Source organism: Polynucleobacter necessarius, assembly GCF_900095185.1.
Classification (GTDB): domain Bacteria; phylum Pseudomonadota; class Gammaproteobacteria; order Burkholderiales; family Burkholderiaceae; genus Polynucleobacter.
On record NZ_LT606948.1, the window covers coordinates 370,334 to 386,510 of the forward strand.

A 16,177-nucleotide genomic window follows, 5' to 3' on the forward strand; every position below is an offset into this window, starting at 1 on the left:
ATCATCATGAGCGCGACAGTCAATCCAGTTGACCTTAAGCTTACCTCGATTCAGATGGTATCCACTCCTGATTTACGAGAAAACCTTTCCACAGCTAGCAGACTCATTACTGCAGCAGCTGCAGAGAGTGTAAAGTTGGTCGTACTGCCAGAATATTTTTGCTTAATAGGCCTACTAAAGGATACCGACAAAGTTCGTGCCCGAGAAACATTTGGTAATGACCCTATTCAAGAACAACTCTCGGATATTGCAAAAGCCAATAATCTGTTCTTAGTAGCAGACACCATTCCTCTAGAGGCAAAAGATCCCAATAAGGTTCTCAACATCACCCTCGTCTTTGACCCTTCCGGACAGTCAATTTCTCGTTACGACAAAATGCGCTTATTTGGCTTTCAAACAGCAACCGAGCGTTACAAAGAATCTGAAACAATTGAATCGGGCGAGGAGCCAGGGCTACTGAAAATCTCCTTAAATGATATCGATTGGATATTTGGTTTAAGTATTTATTATGACCTGCGGTTTCCTGAGTTATACCGAGCCATTGGTCAGGTTGATTGCCATATCATCCCGGCAGCATTTACTTACACAACCAGTAAAGATCATTGGGAAATTCTGCTGCGCGCACGGGCGATTGAAAACCAATGCTATGTATTAGCATCAGCGCAGGGTGGTAAACATCAAAATCTACGCCGAACTTGAGGAAACAGCATGCTGATTGATCCATGGGGCGCTATCCTAGATAAGATACCAGAGGGTGAAGGATTTATTTTCGGAACTTTGTGCAAAGATAAATTAAACGAGGTACGCTCTTAAGTTACCAGCGCTTGCACATCGCAAGCTTTAAAGAAAGATCCGCAGATTCACATGAATGCCCCCGAAGCACTATTTCCTGCCAATTGGACCAAAGCCAAAAAGCAAGCAGACCTTATCAAATTAGCTAAATCCATCTTGCTAGAGCCAACAGGCTTAACAGAACAAGATTTGCACCATACTTTTGGCAATCTCTTTACTCATCGCCTAGACGATGCAGATTTTTATTTCCAGCATACCCGCAGTGAAAGCTGGAGCCTAGAGGAAGGTATTGTCAAATCAGGTAGCTTTAACATTGACCAAGGCGTTGGCGTCCGCGCCATCTATGGCGATAAAACTGCCTTTGCTTATTCAGATGAAATTAATTTAGAAGCCTTAAATAAAGCCACTAAAGCAACAAGAGTGATTGGCCCAGAGGGTGGTAAACAGGCTGTTGCAAGTAAATTATTTCATCCTGTTTCGAATAAGCTTTACTCAGATATCAACCCATTAGATTCGCTACAACCCAAAGATAAAATTGCACTTCTCGAGAGAATCGAGCATTATGCCAAGGCTCGAGATCCGCGCATCACCCAGGTCATGGCAAGCCTCTCGGGCGAGTTTGATGTCGTTTTAATTCTTCGTGCGGATGGCCTATTGGCTGCCGATATTCGTCCACTAGTTCGACTTTCAGTGCATGTGATTGCTGAGCAGAATGGTCGGCGCGAATCAGGCTCATCAGGAGGCGGAGCGCGGCATGACTACCTTTACTTCAGTGAAGAGTTGATTAATCACTATATTGATGAGGCGGTTGATGGCGCTTTAGTAAATCTTGACTCTCGTCCTGCACCAGCTGGTCCAATGACAGTTGTCATGGGACCAGGATGGCCAGGTGTATTACTTCATGAAGCAATTGGGCATGGTCTAGAAGGTGACTTTAACCGCAAAGATTCCTCCGCATTTGCTGGGCGGATTGGTCAACGTGTAGCAGCCAAAGGAGTAACTGTAGTTGACGATGGCACCTTATCTGGACGCAGAGGCTCTTTAAACATTGATGATGAAGGGACGCCAACTCAATGCACGACGCTAATTGAAGATGGAATCTTAAAAGGCTACATTCAAGATAGTCTCAATGCACGTCTCATGAATATGCCTCTTACTGGCAATGGTCGTCGCGAGAGTTTTGCATCGCTGCCAATGCCACGCATGACTAATACCTACATGCTTGCTGGAAAGGATGATCCTCAAGAAATTGTTGCTAGCATTAAATGTGGTCTATATGCAGTGAATTTTGGCGGCGGCCAAGTCGACATTACTAGCGGAAAATTTGTCTTTTCTGCATCTGAAGCCTTCTGGGTAGAAAACGGCAAAATCCAGTATCCCGTTAAAGGCGCCACGATTATCGGTAGCGGACCAGAATCCTTAAAACAGGTTTCCATGATCGGGAATGACCTCAAACTAGATGGGGGCGTAGGGGTTTGTGGCAAAGAGGGACAAAGCGTTCCGGTCGGGGTTGGGCAGCCTACCCTTAGGATTGATAGCCTCACTGTGGGTGGCACCGCCTAAATTTGCCCAATTACGGCTTAAAATAGCTGTATGAGCCAACAAAATTCGAATCCCGCAAATTGGTACTCCGCAGTTGACAAGACTTCGGATGCTGACGATCAACGCATAGACAATATCTCTGTTCTGCCATCACCAAAGCATTTGATTCACTTTTTTCCAATCTCTGGAACTCCAACCGAAGCGCTAATCAGTAAAACACGTAAAAAAATCCGTGACATTATTCATGGCAAAGATGATCGCTTGCTAGTCATCATCGGCCCTTGCTCGATTCATGATCCAAGAGCAGCATTGGAATATTGCCAACGCCTCATGGGTGAACGCGAGCGTTTTACTGGCGAATTAGAAATCGTGATGCGTGTTTATTTTGAAAAGCCACGCACTACTGTTGGTTGGAAGGGTTTGATCAATGACCCTTACTTAGATGAAAGCTATCGTATCGAAGAAGGCCTGCGCCTAGCCCGCCAAGTGCTAATGGAAATCAATCGACTAGGTATGCCTGCTGGTAGTGAATTCTTGGATGTGATTTCTCCACAATATATTGCCGATCTGATTTCTTGGGGTGCTATTGGCGCCCGCACAACCGAGAGTCAAGTTCACCGCGAACTTGCATCTGGTCTTTCGGCTCCAATCGGATTCAAAAATGGAACTGATGGCAATATCAAAATTGCTACCGCTGCAATTCAAGCAGCAGGTCGACCACACCACTTCTTATCTGTACATAAGAATGGTCAAGTATCTGTCGTGGAAACCAAAGGTAATAAGGATTGTCACGTCATTTTGCGTGGCGGTAAAGAACCTAATTACGAGGCAAAATTTGTACAGGCAGCCTGCTCAGAACTCGAAGCAGCCCAGCTTCCAGCTGGTTTGATGGTAGATCTATCTCATGCAAACTCCAGCAAAAAACACGAGCGTCAGATTGTTGTAGCAGATGATGTGGCACAACAAATTGAATCTGGTTCACGTCAAATTTTTGGTGTGATGATTGAAAGTCATCTGAATGACGGCGCTCAAAAATTCACACCCGGAAAAGATGATCCAAGCAAATTAGAATACGGTCGCAGTATTACTGATGCATGTATTAACTGGGATGACTCAGCGCAAGTATTAGAACGACTCTCAACTGCTGTGAAAAAACGTAGAGCAAAAAAGAAATAATGTGGCAGTAATGTAAATAGCAACTTAGCTTAAAGAGACTAAATTATTTGGTCTCTTTTTTTCGTGCTTCCACAACACGTCAGAGCCACCAGCTGCACGATTGAGAATGCGCGCAAGTGCAAAAAGAAGGTCTGACAAACGATTTACATAGTGGCGTGGTGAATCATATAAAGGCTCTTCCCAACCCAAACGCACAATCGAACGCTCCGCTCTTCTACAGACAGTTCGACAGACATGCGCTTGAGCTGCAGCCCGAGTTCCACCCGGCAAAATGAACTCTGTCAAAGGGGGTAGCTGCTGGTTATATGTCTCGAGCCAAACATCGAGCTGTGTAACGTGCTCTGGATTAAGTAACTTGTAAGTCGGGATGCAAAGTTCGCCCCCTAAGTCAAATAAATCATGCTGCACTTGCAAAAAAGCTCGTGCAATTCAATGGAAATACTCTCTGGGATCTCCTCAGTCATTAAAACCCCGATTTCAGAGTTCAGCTCATCCACATCACCCATGGCGCAAATCCGCAGGTGATTCTTCGCTACGCGAGTTCCGTCACCTAAGCCAGTCATGCCTGCATCACCAGTTCTAGTGGCGATTTTTGATAATCGATTTCCCATGAGCTTCATTATAGGTAAATGGCTAAAATGATTACCATGAATATGGTGACCCCCCGATTTAGCCGCGATTAACGCCCTTCAATCCAAATTGGTAGCGGCATTACGCCCAATACTCCCTGAATACGCTCCTTTATGGGAACCTGAAGACACTATTCCCTATGAATGTAATGGCCCTGGCGGCGTATAGAAGGATGCCGTTGGCTGTTGCCCTTCCCGAGACTAAAAAACAAGTCGCCCAAATTTTAAAAATTTGTTATGCGATGCAAATTCTAGTAGTACCCCGTGGCTCAGGAACTGGATTATCCGGTGGAGCCATGCTCCTTTTGCACAAGGTCTAGTGTTGTCCTTGGCTAAGTTGAAGAAAATTATCAGCATTGATCCATTTACTCGTACTGCAGTTGTACAACCTGGCGTTCGCAATCTTACAATATCAGAAGCAGTTGCTTATATTGGTCTGTACTACGCACCAGATCTATCCTCCCAAATATTCTGGGGGCGTACATTGCCGTAAATATGGTCTCACCTTACATAACGTTCTTCGAGTACGAGCAATACTCATGAATGGTGAGATCGTAGAATTTGGTGGTTTAGCGCCAGATGATGCCCCTGGCCTAGATTTAATTGCCGTCATGATGGGCAGCGAAGGCATGTTGGCCGTGGTCACGGAAGTCACTGTCAAGTTAGAGCGGCCAAACCAAAGCTTGCGCGCGTCATCATGGCGAACTTTAATGACATTGAAAAAGGTGGAAATGCAGTTGCTGCCATCATTGCCGCCGGAATTATTCCCGCCGGCTTAGAGAGGATGGATAAAGCGACTACTCGTGCCGTGGAAGAATTTGTTCACGCAGGCTGTAACTTAGAGGCGGAGGCTATTTTGCTTTGCGAATCTGATGGCACACCAGAAGAAGTTGCAGAAGAGATAGAGCGAATGACTCAAGTCCTAGAAGATGCTGGTGCAAGTGGCATGCGGATATCGAAAGATGAAGACGAACGCCTAAAGTTTTGGAGCGGACGTAAGAATGCCTGTCCTGTTGCTGGGCGATTAGCGGCTTATTACTACTGCATGGATGGCACTATTCCTCCGCACTACATATTGCTACGTTATTGAAGCGCATCCCAGGCATGGAAAAGAAGTATGGTCTCGGATGCTTAAATGTATTTCATGCAGATGATGGCAATATGCATCCCCTAATTTTGTTTAATGGCGCCGATCAAGATGAGTGGCATCGCGCTGAAGAGTTCGGTGCTAAAATTTTAGAGGCTACTGTGTAGTGCTTGGTGGCACCATCACAGGCGAACATGGTGTTGGTATCGAAAAAATTAACTCTATGTGCGTTCAATTTGGTGAGGGTGAACGTGAATCCTTCTGGGGTGTAAAGAGCGCCTTTGATCCAGAGAAATGACTGAATCCAAACAAAGCAATTCCCACTTTGAATCGCTGCGCCGAATACGGTCGCATGCGAATTAGCGGCGGTCAATTGCCTCACCCAGAATTGAAACGCTTCTAATGAGCCATTCCGATTTACAAATCAGCAAACTTCCGTGAAAAAATTCTGAAAAGCCCTTGAGGCAGTTCAAGAGCAGCTAAGATCCGCCTTTGATCCCGCTTGGCGTATTTGCCACTAAACGTCTTCCATAAGTTTTCTATGCAAACTCAACTCGCCCCTCAATTTGCCAACAGACCGGAAGGTATCGAGGCCACCCGCATTCTGGGCAAATGTGTTCACTGTGGTTTTTGTACTGCCACCTGCCCCACCTATCAACTGCTAGGTGATGAATTAGATGGTCCACGTGGGCGCATCTATCTCATCAAACAAATTGCTGAAGACCAGGCACCAACAAGAAAAACTCGTCTTCATTTAGACCGCTGCTTAACCTGTCGTAACTGCGAAAGCACCTGCCCTAGCGGTGTACAGTACGGTAACTTAGTCGATATTGGTCGTAAGTGGGCTGAAGAAAAGACTCCAGAGCGTCCGCTTTCTCAAAGACGAACCCGCTGGGCATTAAAAGAAGGTTTAACCAACCCTGCATTGTTTAATACTGCAATGACATTGGGTCGCTTAGTCCGCCCATTAATGCCGAGTGGGACTCAGCGGAAAATCCCTTTGATAATAAATAAGGTTCTCGCAAGCTCTATGGATCCTCATGCAAGACCTACTACCAGCCACAAACGTAAGATGGTCTTACTTGAGGGTTGCGTACAACCCGGCATGTTGCCGAATATTAATTCAGCAACAGCGCGCGTACTCCATGCCTTAAAAATTCAACTCATTAGCACCGCAAGCGCAACATGTTGTGGAGCTCTTCGCTACTACCTCAATGATCAGGCTGGCGGACTCGAAAATGCCAAGCAAAATATTGATGCTTGGTTGCCCTTAGTCGAGAGCGATATTGAGGCCATTGTGATAACAGCCAGTGGCTGTGGTGTGATGGTAAAAGATTATGGTCATTTATTTGCAAATGACCCAGCTGACGCCGCCAAAGCCAAGAAAATCTCTGAGGTAACGAAAGACCTCTCAGAAAGCCTGCCATCCTTACAAAATGAACTTGTACAGGTTCTTGGCACGGACCCAAAGCCGGGCGTGCTGTATCACCCGCCTTACACCCTACAACATGGTCAGCAAATACGAGGTAAGGTTGAAGGACTGCTCTCCAGCATTCGTATTGGGGTGCGCTTATGTGTGCAGATAGTCATCTATGCTGCGGATCGGCTGGTACCTATTCCGTTACCCAGCCCGAGCTATCAGAACAACTTCGAAAACATAAATTAACCCATCTCAATGCTGCATGCGAAGAATCTGGTGCTGAGGTGATCGTTTCTGGAAATCTTGGTTGTATTTCTCATCTTCAGCAAGACAACAAACCTGTTGTTTACTGGATTAAGATCGTGGATCAATCGATCAGCAAATCCTCTCAAGTCGCATGAATTCAATAGTTGTTAATTTAGCGCAAGTCAGGCAACGAATTCAGCCTGCAGCTCTAGCAGCAAATCGCGAGCCCGAAGACATTGAGCTTTTAGCAGTTAGTAAAACATTTCCAGCTTCAGCAATCGAGAAGGCGATGCATGCAGGCCAATCGGCTTTTGGTGAAAACTATGTTCAAGAGGCAGTTGAAAAAATTATTCAACTGACAAAGCTTCGTCCTTGGTTAGGATGGCACTTTATCGGACCTCTACAAAGTAATAAAACTCGTGAGGTTGCAGAGTATTTTGATTGGGTTCATAGCGTGGATCGTCTCAAAATTGCCCAACGCCTATCGGCTCAACGTGGTGAATTTCCAGACCTAGCACCATTACAAGTTTGCGTACAAATTAATGTTAGTGAAGAGGATACAAAAAGTGGTGTTTCCTTTGTTGAAGTTGAAGAGCTTTGCAATACTATTACTTCTTTGCCAAAGTTAGTTCTCAGAGGTTTAATGGCTATTCCGGCACCCAATCCAGATCCAAATACTCAACGAAAGGCATTCGCGGCTGTACATGACTGTTTTAGGCAAATCCAAGCAAACCACTCTCATGACTTAGGATATCAATCCTTTGACACTCTCTCTATGGGAATGTCGGACGATTTGGAAGCAGCTATTGCTGAGGGTAGCACTATGGTTCGCATAGGTACTGCTATTTTTGGGAAGCGCGATAAGATTAACAAATGAGCATAAACAAAAACGCACAAAACAATAGCAACGCCCACATTACTTTTATTGGTGGTGGCAATATGGGGCGTGCTCTTATTAGTGGCTTATTAGCCAACGGGTTTGAACCGCATCAAATCTCCGTAATTGAGGCGAATGCTATTACTGCCTTAAAACTATATGAAGATTTTGGAGTACAGGGTATTGGTGCATTAGAGCAAATCGCTTTCGATTTCTCCAAAAATAATGTAGTTGTGATGGCTATCAAACCACAAGACTTTAACGTGGTGGCAAAAGGACTGGCCTCTAAGTTAAAGCATGCTAGTGGACCAGGTCCATTAATTTTCAGCATTGCTGCTGGAATTCGTTTGAAGGATATGAGTCGCTGGTTAGATCACACTCGTTGCGTTCGGGCTATGCCAAATACTCCTGCTCTCATAGGTAAAGGTATTACTGGATTATTTGCCGATGCCGCAGTCAATGAATCTGACCGCGCCCTAGCTGAAACGATTTGTAATGCGGTGGGGCAAGCAGTATGGGTGACTGAAGAAAAGCTTATGGATGCTGTAACAGCCGTTTCTGGTAGTGGTCCTGCCTATGTTTTTGCATTCTTAGAGGCCATGCAATCTGCTGGAGAGAAGCTGAGTTTAGATACCCAGACTGCACGAAAACTCGCTTATGCCACCCTTGAGGGTGCAACTCAACTAGCCCATCATTCTGAAGAGCATGCCGGTATTTTGCGTGAGAGAGCCACCTCGAAAGGTGGCACTACTGCGGCAGCCCTCGACGTCATGAAACAAAAAGGCTGGCACGAAATTCTAGAAAAAGCGATTAATGCCGCCAGTCAGCGTAGCAAAGCAATGGGAGATGAACTGGGTCAGAGTTAGTTGAGGCTTAGACCTAGCACTATTCCTAGAAATAAAAATCCACCTAACCAATTGTTGTGGCGAAATGTCTTGAAGCAGTCTTCTCTTTTGCGAGTGGATACAAGCTTCAAGTGATACATTGCACAAGCTAATGCCGCAAACCAGCCCACCAGATAGTAGTTACTCAAGCTAGCCAATTGGGCAACCCATATTTGACTTATAAACAATACTCCATAGCTCATTGCAATGGCGATGACATCGTACTGACCAAAAGTAATTGCAGAAGTTCTCAGACCTAAACGTATGTCGTCCTCTCGATCTACCATTGCATAGGCAGTGTCATAGGCAATTGCCCAAAAGATATTTCCTACGAATAAGATCCATGCCTCTATGGGAATGAAATCTAAAATCGCCGCATATGCCATTGGAATTCCAAAACCAAATGCCATGCCCAATACCGCTTGAGGCATAGCAAAAAAGCGCTTGGTAAAAGGATATATACACGCAACTAGAAGGGCTAACACCGACAGCTGCTTAGTAAATATGTTCAGAGGTTGAATTAAAAGAAAAGCCAATACAGCTAATACACCAACTACTGCCACAGCTTCCATCCCGGAAATCTTCCCACTCGTGACTGGACGACTTTGAGTTCGCTGCACATGACGGTCAAAGTCACGGTCTGCATAGTCGTTGATAGCGCAACCTGCACTACGCATCAAAAATGTTCCTATGGTAAAGATCAACAATATTGATAAATCGGGGACACCACTACTTGCAAGCCAAATCGCCCAGAGTGTAGGCCATAGCAATAAGAGCGTACCAATAGGCTTATCCAACCTAATGAGGTCACTGTATGAGATGAAACGCTCTCTGAGATTCATGCGGTAATTATCAAGCCTTTAGAAATTCTGCGCGAGATCCTAACCAGCGCTCAAGATGTCTTTCCACCAAAGCAGTATGATCTTTTAGTAAGCGTTCAGCCGCCTGTTGTGCCAATTCAATTAACCAAGCATCCCGTTGCAAATCCACAAAGCGCAACATTGCATCACCTGATTGCTTTGCACCCAAAAGCTCGCCAGGGCCTCGAAGGGATAAATCTCGTTCCGCAATGACAAAGCCATCTGATGTCTCACGTAAGGTTTGTAAACGTTCCTTGGCAGCCACAGAGAGAGGTTCAGCATACATCAAGATACAGACGGAATCTGCAGAGCCTCGACCCACACGACCACGAAGTTGATGGATCTGAGCATAACCAAAGCGCTCAGCATGCTCAATCACCATCAATGTAGCATTAGGCACATCTACACCCACCTCAATCACAGTAGTAGCCACTAAGAGTTGGATCTCGTTTGCCTTGAAGGCAGCCATTACAGCCGCTTTCTCATCTGCTTTTAATCTACCATGGACCAAGCCCATCTTAAATTCAGGCAAAGCTTGCCTCAGTTGCTCGAAACTGTCCACGGCAGTCTGTAATTGGATAGCTTCCGACTCTTCAATAAGAGGACAAACCCAGTATGCTTGCAGCCCCCTCGAGAGCCAACTTTGCAAACCACTGATAACTTCCTCACGACGACTTGCTTTAACCACTTTAGTAGAAATTGGTTTTCGGCCCGGAGGCAATGCATCAATAATGGAAACCTCGAGATCAGCGTAGTAAGTCATTGCTAAGGTGCGTGGAATCGGGGTTGCTGTCATCATGAGTTGATGACAGTAAAACAATTCTGAGCCAACCCGCTGCTGCATTTCTAAACGCTGCCTGACGCCAAAGCGATGCTGCTCATCAATCACTGCCAATCCAAGTTTTGCAAAACTGACATTCTCCTGAATAAGAGCATGGGTACCTACAATCAGTTGAGCTTGGCCACTTTCGATGACTTCCTGTGCAAGTTTTTTATTTTTCGCTTTTAAGCTGCCAGACAACCATGCAATCTGAACTCCTAATGGCTCAAACCATTCCTTCATTTTGAGGTAGTGTTGTTCAGCCAAAATCTCCGTAGGAGCCATGATAGCCGCTTGATAGCCATGATCCATAACCCTTGCTGCCGCAAGCGCTGCTATAACCGTTTTTCCGCTCCCCACATCACCTTGAAGCAGTCGGTTCATGGGAAAAGATTTTGAGAGATCATTGCTAATTTCTAAGCAAACACGCTCTTGTGCTTTGGTTAACTTGAACGGCAAGGCTTTAAGTAAGCCCTCCTCAAAACTTTCTTCCTGCCTTTTCTTATCCCGACTTCTGCCTTTATCTTTTATGATGCTCGGTGCATGACGCTCGCGGCGGATAGCGAGTGCGCGCTTTAACGAAATCTGTTGGGCAAGTAATTCCTCAAACTGTACTCGTCTCCAAGCCGGATGAGTTCGCTCAAACAAAGATTGTGTATTAGCGTCAGCAGGTGGCTGATGTAAATAAGTAATTGCTGCTTGCAAATTTGGCCAATCATGACTTGGCAATAACTCGGCGAATAGTTTATTTGGCAAAAATTCTACCAAGCTCTCCTGCAAACTAGGATCTCTTAAGGCTTGAAAAACTGCTTTACGAATGACCGCTTGAGAGACCCCAGCACTAGCTGGATAGACCGGTGTCAAACTGCTCGGCAACGGAGCGTCTGGCGTAACTGCTCGTACGGTTGGATGCACCATTTCTGGACCCTGAAACCCCTCACGTACATCACCTCGTACGCGAATATTGACCCCCACCGCCATCTGCTTTTGCTGACTTGGATAAAAATTGAGAAAACGCAAGTTCAAGGTTTCGGTCTTGTCCTCAATGGTGACCACCATCTGTCTTCTAGGCCGAAATAAGACCTGATTACGTATGACTATCCCTTGGGTTTGGACTGTGGAAAATCGACCCTGCTGGATGGCCCCCTCAATAGTGAGCAGCTCGGTCTCGTCTTCGTAGCGTGCTGGCAGGTGCAAAGCAAGGGCCATAGGGCTATCTAAACCCATCTTTTGGAGTGTGCTTGGCGCTTGTTTGGTAGTCATCGTTAAAATCTAATGTCTGATGGTAATGCTATGCAACTCTCTGACTTCAATTACGAACTCCCGCCCGAACTAATCGCCCAACATCCTTTGGCGAATAGGACCGACAGTCGCCTCCTGGAGCTTAAGGTTGATGAGTCCGGTCGTGCTCAATTAGCAGACCGACAGTTTAAGGACATTCTGAACCTTATTCAGGCCGGGGACTTAATCATCTTTAATGACACCAAGGTTATACCAGCACGTCTGCATGGTCAAAAGGAGACCGGAGGTAATGTCGAGCTTCTTATTGAGCGAATTAGTGGCGAGAAGCAGGCCTGGGTACAAATCAGAGCTTCTAAGGTGCCAAAAATTGGCAGCATCGTGCATATTCATAACCCCAGGGGGGAATCATTTCCTGTGGAGATGATTGGAGATGACGGCCGCTTCTATGAGGTACGCTTTCCGGAAAATGTCTTTGTCTTGCTAGAGCGCTTTGGCGAATTACCTTTGCCGCCCTACATTGACCATCAACCCAATAGCGATGATGCGCACCACTACCAAACAGTGGTTGCAAAAAATCCTGGCGCGGTTGCAGCCCCTACTGCAGGATTACATTTTGATGAAATTATTTTGCAAAACCTAAAAGATTTGGGAGTCAATCAGGCTAACGCTACTCTTCACGTAGGCGCTGGCACATTTACACCAGTACGTGAAGAGGATCTTTCTAAACATCAAATGCACTATGAGTGGTACTCAATTCCACAAGAGACATTAGATGCGATTGTAACAACCAAGCAAAATGGTGGGAGAGTCATCGCAATAGGCACAACCAGTTTACGCGCGCTAGAGAGTTATGCTGCCAGTGCAAAAAGTAGCGACGAAACCAACCTCTTTATTACCCCTGGCTACGAATTTAAAATTGTGGATTGTTTGTTAACAAATTTTCATCTACCAAAATCTACTCTTTTAATGTTAGTGAGCGCATTCGCAGGAATGGATAATATTCGCACTGCTTATCAACATGCTATTCAACAGAAATATCGCTTCTTTAGTTATGGAGATGCTATGTTTCTTTGCCGACTCGAGAATGCAAAGTTATGACAAAACCTGTTCACTTTAATATCCTGGCGCGTGACTCACAGAGTCCTGCTCGCCTAGGTCAGCTTGATCTCCCTCATGGCAGCGTACAAACCCCCATCTTTATGCCAGTGGGTACTTATGGCACGGTTAAAGCCATGACCCCACGTGACTTATACGAAGCAAAGGCACAAATTATTTTAGGTAATACCTTCCATCTTTGGTTAAGGCCAGGTTTGGATGTCATCAAAAAACATGGTGGCCTACATCGTTTTATGGGATGGGATAAACCTATCCTCACAGACTCAGGGGGCTTTCAGGTATTTAGTTTGGGTGCACTTCGTAAGATTTCCGAGGAAGGTGTGACTTTTGCATCACCGATTAATGGGGACAAACTATTTATGTCCCCAGAAGTATCAATGGAAATACAGGCAGTGCTTAATAGTGATATCGCTATGCAGTTTGACGAATGCACCCCCTATGAAATCAAAGGTCAACCAACCTCTGAAAAAACTGCACGCGCCTCCCTTGAAATGTCTCTGCGTTGGGGAGATCGCTCGCTTATACGTTTTCGCGAGCTTAATACTGGTAATGGACTCTTTGGTATTGTTCAAGGCGGTATGTTCGAAAATCTTCGAGAGTTTTCTCTGGATGCCGTCAGTCAACAAGGATTTGATGGTATTGCGATTGGGGGTTTATCGGTTGGCGAGCCAAAGCCAGAGTTTGAGCGGATTCTCAATTTCACAGCCCCAAAATTGCCAGAACATATGCCCCACTATTTGATGGGTGTCGGCACACCAGAGGATCTTATTTTGGGCGTTAGCCTAGGCATTGATATGTTCGATTGTGTGATGCCCACACGTAATGCTCGTAATGGCTGCTTATTTACTCGTTTTGGCGACCTTAAGCTTCGTAATTCTGGATACAAGGACGACGATCGCCCAGTGGATCCTACCTGCGCATGCTACACCTGCCAAAACTTCACGAGATCCTACTTAAATCACCTCCAAAAGGCGAATGAAATCCTGGGCCCCCAGCTGAACACCATTCATAACCTCTCTTATTACCTCCAGCTTATGTCTGAGGTTCGAGCATCCCTCAGTAAAGACCGCTTTAGCGCTTATCGCGAAGAATTTCATAGCAATCGCCAGCGTGGTGTTGAGCCAGCACAGGACTAATCAGCTCAAGGGAGCCAAAACCCCCTGCAAATCACCTCCAAAACCGCACACAGTTTAGAATTACGGGTGACGACCTTCAGTTAATAGGTCGAAAAATCTAAGCAATTTTTAATTGGTAATTAACGGAGGTTTTGTATGTGGATTAGTAACGCTTTTGCCCAAGCTCCAGCAGCGGGCGCGGATTCCGGTGGCTTAATGAGCTTCCTCCCTTTGATCTTGATGTTTGCGGTTCTCTACTTCATCATGATTCGCCCACAAATGAAGCGTCAAAAAGAAACTAAAGCAATGCTCGCATCTCTGGGAGTTGGCGATGAGGTGGTTACTGTTGGCGGCATCATGGGCAAAGTAACAGCATTAAAAGACCAAGTTGTTACTGTTGAAATTTCTGCAGGCACAGAAGTGCAAATGCAAAAAGGCGCTATTACGACAGTATTGCCAAAAGGCACTCTGAAGTCTGCTTAATTTGTGTGCTTAAAAATATCTTTATATGAATCGTTATCCTCTCTGGAAATATCTAGTGATCGCCGTTGCACTTCTGATCGGCACACTATATTCATTACCTAATTTCTACGGTGAGGCTCCAGCGGTTCAAGTCTCGTCTGCCAAACCAACCATCAAGGTTGATTTGGCAACGCAGGCTCGTGTAGAAACAATTCTGTCTGAGGCCGACATCAATAACACTAGCATTTTCTTTGAAGTTGCGGGTAATGTTGGCTCAATCAAAGTTCGTTTTAATAACACTGATATTCAACTTCGTGCGCGCGATCTTTTGCAGCAAAAATTGAACGTAGACCAAAATGAACCTAATTACACGGTTGCATTAAATTTGCTCTCCAATACGCCGGGCTGGCTCAGCGCAATTAATGCACTACCTGTGCCATTAGGACTAGACTTACGCGGCGGCGTTTACTTTCTTCTCCAAGTGGATATGAAGGGCGCAGTCCAGAAAAAGGTTACCTCTTTGGCAACCGATATCCGTAGCCAATTACGCGATAAGAGTTTTCATCATCAGGGTATTGAGCGTGGTGCTGACTCTATCTCCATTCACTTTGGTAGCACAGCTGATGCTGAAGCAGCACGTGCATTACTGACCACTAGCCAGCCTGAACTCATGTGGATAGTGAAACCTACCGGCCTCTCACCCAAAGTAGTTGGTGAATTCAAGCCGACTGCATTAAAAGAAATTCAAGATAGTGCTGTTAAGCAAAATATCGTTACTCTTAATAAACGCGTCAATGAGTTAGCTGTTAAAGAACCAGTGATTCAACAACAAGGTGCTGAGCGTATTGTGGTGCAGCTACCAGGCGTACAAGATACAGCTCGTGCTAAGGATATTATTGGTCGTACTGCAACACTTGAGTCCCGCTTAGCAGACCCACTGGTTTCAACGATTGCTGTTGGCGAGACACCACCCTCCGGAATGGATACCTTCCGTTTTGGTGAAAATCGTCTGGGTGTATTTAAAAAATCCGTCATTTTTAGTGGTGATCGGATTACCGATGCAAGTGCTGGCTTTGATCAAAACCAACGCCCTGCTGTAAACATCTCCTTAGATGCTGCTGGCGGCCGTGTTATGCAAGAAGTTACTCGTGAAAACATTGGCAATCCAATGGGCATGATCCTATTTGAAAAAGGTAAAGGCGAGGTTCTGACGATAGCCACTATTCAAAGTAAATTTGGTTCTAAGTTCCAAATTACTGGACAGCCAACTACTGAGAGTGCAAATGACTTAGCTCTCTTATTGCGTGCCGGCTCTTTAGCCACTCCAATGGAAATTATTGAAGAACGCACTATTGGACCAAGCTTGGGTGCTGAGAATATTGAGAAAGGCTTCAAGTCTCTCTTGATTGGCTTTGGTGCTATTTCCATCTTCATGATCTCTTACTACCTATTATTTGGCACTTTCTCAGTTGTTGCGTTAGCTGTAAATTTGCTTTTACTCATATCCGTACTTTCGATGTTGCAAGCTACACTGACCCTGCCTGGCATTGCCGCGATGGCTCTGGCTCTCGGTATGGCAATTGACTCCAACGTGTTGATTAATGAGCGTATTCGTGAAGAGCTGCGCAATGGAGCATCGCCACAAACTGCGATTGCCATTGGCTTCGATAAAGCATGGGCAACCATTTTGGACTCCAATGTAACCACATTAATTGCTGGCTTGGCATTGCTGGCGTTTGGATCCAGCCCTATTAAGGGTTTCGCAATGGTTCACTGTTTGGGCATTCTGACTTCAATGTTCTCGGCTGTCTTCTTCTCGCGCGGTCTTGTCAACCTTTGCTATGGCAGACACAAGAAGGTTAAAAAACTCGCTATTGGCCAAGTTTGGCGCCCACAGGAGAAATAAGCC

General features: G+C 45.5%; 10 protein-coding genes and 4 pseudogenes. 11 read left to right on the top strand and 3 right to left on the bottom strand.

The window, feature by feature from the left end; genetic code table 11:
• The first annotated feature begins 6 nt into the window (after positions 1–6).
• The 3 genes and pseudogenes from DXE31_RS02225 (at position 7) to DXE31_RS02235 (ending at position 3,510) form a co-directional block, all read left to right on the top strand.
• A pseudogene (locus tag DXE31_RS02225) lies at positions 7–844 on the top strand (carbon-nitrogen hydrolase family protein).
• Between the two features lie 20 nt (positions 845–864).
• Positions 865–2,355, top strand: coding sequence for a metalloprotease TldD (gene tldD, locus DXE31_RS02230; RefSeq protein ID WP_114697663.1), 1,491 nt, complete (start codon positions 865–867; stop codon positions 2,353–2,355).
• Between the two features lie 30 nt (positions 2,356–2,385).
• Positions 2,386–3,510, top strand: a complete 1,125-nt coding sequence (locus DXE31_RS02235) for a 3-deoxy-7-phosphoheptulonate synthase (protein WP_114697664.1) — start codon at positions 2,386–2,388, stop codon at positions 3,508–3,510.
• 24 nt (positions 3,511–3,534) lie between these two features.
• Here DXE31_RS02235 and DXE31_RS02240 read toward each other — a convergent pair.
• Positions 3,535–4,121, bottom strand: a pseudogene (locus DXE31_RS02240) (cob(I)yrinic acid a,c-diamide adenosyltransferase).
• Positions 4,122–4,188: 67 nt separating this feature from the next.
• Between DXE31_RS02240 and DXE31_RS02245 the strand changes: the two are divergent.
• The 4 genes and pseudogenes from DXE31_RS02245 to proC all read left to right on the top strand — a co-directional run bounded on the left by DXE31_RS02245 (position 4,189) and on the right by proC (position 8,635).
• Positions 4,189–5,629, top strand: a pseudogene (locus tag DXE31_RS02245) (FAD-linked oxidase C-terminal domain-containing protein).
• 138 nt (positions 5,630–5,767) lie between these two features.
• Positions 5,768–7,047, top strand: a pseudogene (gene glcF, locus DXE31_RS02250) (glycolate oxidase subunit GlcF).
• Positions 7,044–7,769, top strand: coding sequence for a YggS family pyridoxal phosphate-dependent enzyme (locus DXE31_RS02255; protein ID WP_114697665.1), 726 nt, complete (start codon positions 7,044–7,046; stop codon positions 7,767–7,769). Before glcF ends, DXE31_RS02255 begins: the two are co-directional and overlap by 4 nt.
• Entirely contained in the window at positions 7,766–8,635 is an 870-nt protein-coding gene (proC, locus tag DXE31_RS02260) for a pyrroline-5-carboxylate reductase (RefSeq protein ID WP_114697666.1), read from the top strand. The genes DXE31_RS02255 and proC overlap by 4 nt, the downstream gene beginning before the upstream one ends.
• On the opposite strand, the gene ubiA is transcribed toward proC, so the two are convergent.
• Both ubiA and recG read right to left on the bottom strand, forming a co-directional pair.
• Positions 8,632–9,495 (bottom strand): 4-hydroxybenzoate octaprenyltransferase, encoded by an 864-nt coding sequence (ubiA, locus tag DXE31_RS02265; protein ID WP_114697667.1) that lies wholly within the window; start codon positions 9,493–9,495, stop codon positions 8,632–8,634. The two genes, proC and ubiA, sit on opposite strands and share 4 nt — an antisense overlap.
• 10 nt (positions 9,496–9,505) lie before the next feature.
• The gene (gene recG, locus DXE31_RS02270) at positions 9,506–11,596 is read right to left on the bottom strand and encodes an ATP-dependent DNA helicase RecG (protein ID WP_114697668.1); all 2,091 of its coding nucleotides are present in this window, start codon (positions 11,594–11,596) and stop codon (positions 9,506–9,508) included.
• A gap of 30 nt (positions 11,597–11,626) precedes the next feature.
• Here recG and queA point away from each other — a divergent pair, with 30 nt between their 5' ends.
• From queA to secD, 4 genes are all read left to right on the top strand, one after another.
• Complete coding sequence (gene queA, locus DXE31_RS02275) at positions 11,627–12,673, top strand: tRNA preQ1(34) S-adenosylmethionine ribosyltransferase-isomerase QueA (protein ID WP_114698624.1); 1,047 nt, start codon at positions 11,627–11,629, stop codon at positions 12,671–12,673.
• Complete coding sequence (gene tgt, locus DXE31_RS02280) at positions 12,670–13,827, top strand: tRNA guanosine(34) transglycosylase Tgt (protein WP_114697669.1); 1,158 nt, start codon at positions 12,670–12,672, stop codon at positions 13,825–13,827. The genes queA and tgt overlap by 4 nt, the downstream gene beginning before the upstream one ends.
• Positions 13,828–13,962: 135 nt before the next feature.
• Positions 13,963–14,289, top strand: coding sequence for a preprotein translocase subunit YajC (yajC, locus tag DXE31_RS02285; protein WP_114697670.1), 327 nt, complete (start codon positions 13,963–13,965; stop codon positions 14,287–14,289).
• Positions 14,290–14,314: 25 nt separating this feature from the next.
• On the top strand, positions 14,315–16,174 hold the full coding sequence (gene secD / locus DXE31_RS02290; protein ID WP_114697671.1) for a protein translocase subunit SecD: 1,860 nt from the start codon (positions 14,315–14,317) through the stop codon (positions 16,172–16,174).
• Positions 16,175–16,177 lie beyond the last annotated feature (3 nt).